This window comes from Candidatus Cloacimonadota bacterium, from assembly GCA_012516855.1.
In the GTDB taxonomy this organism is placed as follows: Bacteria; Cloacimonadota; Cloacimonadia; order Cloacimonadales; family Cloacimonadaceae; genus Syntrophosphaera.
Genome location: JAAYWB010000098.1, coordinates 1 through 4387, shown reverse-complemented (window position 1 = coordinate 4387; position 4387 = coordinate 1). Strand labels below are relative to the sequence as shown.

Below are 4387 nucleotides of genomic sequence, written 5' to 3'. Positions count from 1 at the left end.
GTGAAGCGATTGAACACATTCTCATTCTGTATCTTGCCCTTCTCACGACTTAGTGGCAGGACGAGATGCTCCGATGGTTTGGGGTAGCCATTCGATATGATTTTTTTGGCCATTGGCTAGCAGCAATTGACTAATCTATGTTAGCGGTCTTCGCAGATCATCGCTTTCATCGACTATGCGGAGTAGGAAGATGTGTCCGAGCGTGTCTGGCAGCAGCGATAGTATCTCGTCGTCAGCGATGAGACGCATATACACTTTGATAGAAATTCAGTCACCGGAGCAATAATATGGAGAATATAATGATTACCTTGGATGAAGCGCTAATCAATGGAAGCGCAGGACGCCATGAAACTTTTACACCGCGGTACGGGTGGCTTAAAAAAGGATACGACCGATGCTGTGCCAATCGGCATGTATTTAATGATGAAAACTCCATTGAGCAACTTGGAGTTGGTAAAAACATGGTAAGATCGATTCGGTATTGGTGCATTCTTTTTCGACTCTTGGAGGATGACGCAAAGCCCGGTTGTTTAAAACCGACCGCGTTTGGGGAAAAAATGCTAGACACAGAAAAAGGGTGGGACCCCTATCTGGAAGACCCGGCAAGCCTTTGGCTGCTACATTGGCAGATATTTCGAGCCCCTTTTATTGCCGTCACTTGGAATATCGCCTTTTCATATGTGACACTTCAGACATTCACAGCGCGCGAACTGACGAGCGCAGTGCATAACAAAGCAAAAGAGACGGAGAAGATTTGCGATATCGCTGCTGGCTCATTTGAAAAAGATGTATCATGCATTCTCCGCATGTTCGTGCCTGAAAGACGCGAACATGCAGAGATCCGCTGTCCTTTTACCGATCTTGGATTAATTGTTCCGGCTGTCGAGACACCCGACAAAGATCGATACCGCTTTTCATCCGGCACTAAACCAAATTTACCAGATTTAGTCTTTATGGCTGCCGTATTTGATTATGCGGCGCAATGGCATCCGGGGCAAAACAGTCTGTCACTTATTCAAATAGCGTATGGCCCTATGTCGCCAGGCATGGCATTCCGACTAACGGAATCTGAATGTGGACAGAGGCTTGATAGAATTTGCCGACAATTTAAGGGGGCGACATTTACCGAGACAAATGGTATCCGGCAAGTACAATTTACTGGAAGTCCTGCGGCGTTGTATGAAGAATGCTTGATGAAGTATTACGGAGGGAAAAGATGAGGCACGTTGATCTATTACAATTGATAAAAATCGATCGATCGGTTGCCCGTTCCGTCAATCTCGACCGTGATGCCGATGATATGGCGCTGTTGAACCGTTTTCAAATCACTCCCGTCGGTTGCAGCATATTATATCGCCTTGCCGACGCAATAGAAGGTGAATCTGTCAATGCATGGTCGCTCACTGGACCTTACGGCACGGGCAAGAGCGCGTTCTGTAATTTTTTACTTGCACTCACATGCGCCGATCAAAAGAGGCGTAACTTGTGTTACAAAAACCTTTCCAGCGTCGATAAAAAGATTGCTACCCGTTTCAAGAGGTTTTTAGAACTGGGCAGCGAAAATGCGCCTGCTATTGGCATCAGAGCGGTCTCCCGTTACGAATCTTTGAACAGCACATTAGTTAGAGGTCTTTTATCCGCTATACAGGCAGTATCGCCTCGTTCAAAACGAGCTGACTGGGAACAGCTCAGAAAGAATGTCAAGCTGTTATCGGATAAAGATTGGCCCACGACAAGAAGTGTTGTGGATGCATTTAACACCTTAGCGCAAGTTGCTGAGCGACCAGTTTTTGTGGTTGTAGATGAATTCGGAAAAAATTTAGAGTTTCAGGCGCATCATGCAGAAAAGGGCGACATCTTCATTCTCCAAGCTCTGGCTGAATCCAAATCCATCTTCTTATGGGTGTGTCTCCATCAAGCATTTAGCTCTTATTCTGGCGCTTTAAATCGAGTTCAGCGTGAAGAGTGGCAAAAAATTCAAGGTCGTTTTGAGGATCGCTCATACATTGAACCACCGGCACGAAGTTTTGCCCTGATTCGAGATGCCCTTCGTATTACGACTATGCAGATGGCGCACAAAAAGACATTGACCGATTGGGGGCAAGCAATGGTGAACGCAATGTCTGGATTTCATTTGGACGGAATGCCTGAGCTGGATAAGGAGTCCATTCAGTCGTTTTTCCCTTTTCATCCTTTAGCGGTTTATCTTATCGGTGAATTGACACGGCGTTTTGCGCAAAACGACAGAACAATCTTCTCTTTTCTAACCAGTGGCGAAGCACACGCATTTGCTGATTGCCTGAAAAGATTAGAATTGGAAGAACGCGATGCACTGCCGGTCATCGGCTTGGACATGTTGTATGATTACTTTAACGAAACAGGCATGATCCGGCATGCGGATCGTTCAGAGAACCAGCGATGGCTTGAGATTCACGCCATGATTGCCGCACAGGGCCATTTGGACACATATGAAATTAAACTATTAAAAACAATAGGCGTGTTAAATCTCCTTTCGACGTTGCCGGGCATAGCGGCGACGGAGAAAATGATTCATGCTGCATTGGTCACAGCCCATTCAGGAAGAAAACATAAAACAAAGGATCTTCTCCGCGACTTGGTAGAAAAACGCGTTCTACTCTATCGGGAATATGCGCACGAGTATCGGCTTTGGGAGGGTAGCGATTTTGACCTGGATCGCGAAATACTGCTTGAACGAGGAAAAGTTTCCCTGAGACCTATCGGCGAACTCTTGGAAGAAATTGCGCCACGTCCGAATCTTGTTGCGGCGCGGCATTCTATCCAAACGGGAACATTTCGTGATTTTGCTGTGCGCTGGTGTACCGAGGACGATATCCCTGCCATCAAGAAGATGCCGCATCTTGAAGGTGAAACCGACGGCACGTTATGGTTAATGTTGGGAAAACAGAAAAAACATGAAAGCCTCCTTGAAATTGCAGCAGAGGGCCATCCCGTCATTGTCGGCTATGCGCCCTGCTTAAGCCAAGTTAAGCAATTAATGATAGAAGCTGCTGCGACACGTGCTGCTTGCGGTGCACCACAATTAGAGCGTGACGGCGTCGCACGACGCGAGGCATTACATCGTGCCGGCCAGGCTGCTCAGGCCTTGATAACATTTTTAGATAAGGCCTTTGCTCCGGACATGGGTCTGGTAAGCTGGTATGCGGCAGGTCAAGAACGGGAAATTCAAAGACATCGCGAGCTATCCTCCCTGGTTTCGGATTTGTGCGATCATATTTATGAAGAATGTCCCCGCATCAATAACGAAATGATCAATGTTACGCGAATATCCAGTATGGCTGCCGCGGCACGCAATCGCGTCGGTGAAGCTTTAGCCAACCAATCCGCATGCGAGGACATCGGCCTTACCGGATATGGACCAGAAGTCGCCCTGTACCGCACGGTTATTAAAGAAACAGGTCTTCACCGGAAAAATTCAGAGGGGGCGTGGGTTCTTGTAAAACCTGATAAAAAAAATCAGCCTCAATTGGCTGCCATATGGGATCTGTTTGATCGCATGCTTGAGGAAACCGATAGAACAGGGCAGAAGCTTCCGGTCAGGCAAATGCTGGATGTTTTAAAACGACCTCCTTTTGGCCTGCGCGAGGGGCCGGCGCCGCTTTTATTGTCGCATTATCTGCTTGTCCATTCCGACGAGGTAGCTGTTTATGAAGAGAATGTATTCAAACCATTTTTGGGTGATGCGGAGATTACCTTGCTCATGCGTCGTCCTGAACTCTTCAGTTTGCGATGCTACAAGCCATCAGGCATCCGTTCAGAAGTGATCCGCACGTACTACCAGGTCATCAATACAGACTTGAAACTTGCCCTGCACGTCCGCAATCAAACACTCTTATCTGTCGTCGTGCCGTTGACAGAATTTATCAAGTCTCTTCCAGAGTACACCCGGGCAACACGCACACTTAGCGCGAATGCGCTGCGTCTGAGAAATGCAATTATCAATGCCAAAGATCCGCAGCAGTTGCTCTTTCAGGATATTCCGGTCGCCTTAGGCTATCCGCCCGTTGAATATCATATTGATGACCAAACACAAATTCCTGATGCGGCAAACCTCCGAAAAACATTATGGAACGCATTAACGGAACTGCGAGATGCGTTTGATGCATTCGTTAAAAAAATACTCGGACGTTTTATTCTGGCCATGGCTGAAACGACATCACGAACGCTAACACTAACTGAACTCCGACATGATCTCAAGAATCAAGCGGAACCAGTGCTGAAAATCTGTTTAGATTCCGATTTGAAACCGTTTCTTGCGGCTTTAATTAAAGAAAAAGAATGCGATGATGACTGGTTATTCCAGGTCGCTGCAATCGTCATGAAAAAACCCGTTCAAAGCTGGCAGGAT

At 47.0% G+C, this 4387-nt stretch carries 2 protein-coding genes; both read left to right on the top strand.

Features of this window, described 5'->3' with window-relative positions:
* Window positions 1-299: 299 nt before the first annotated feature.
* Complete coding sequence (locus tag GX466_08495; GenBank protein NLH94232.1) at window positions 300-1220, top strand: DUF4007 family protein; 921 nt, start codon at window positions 300-302, stop codon at window positions 1218-1220.
* Window positions 1217-4387, top strand: a 3171-nt coding sequence (locus tag GX466_08490; protein NLH94231.1) for a hypothetical protein, incomplete at its 3' end; no start/stop codon positions are given. The genes GX466_08495 and GX466_08490, both read left to right, overlap by 4 nt.

Bases quoted from the DNA above. Each gene is read 5' to 3' on its own strand.
- GX466_08495 (NLH94232.1), top strand. From the start codon at position 300: ATGATTACCTTGGATGAAGCGCTAATCAATGGAAGCGCAGGACGCCAT.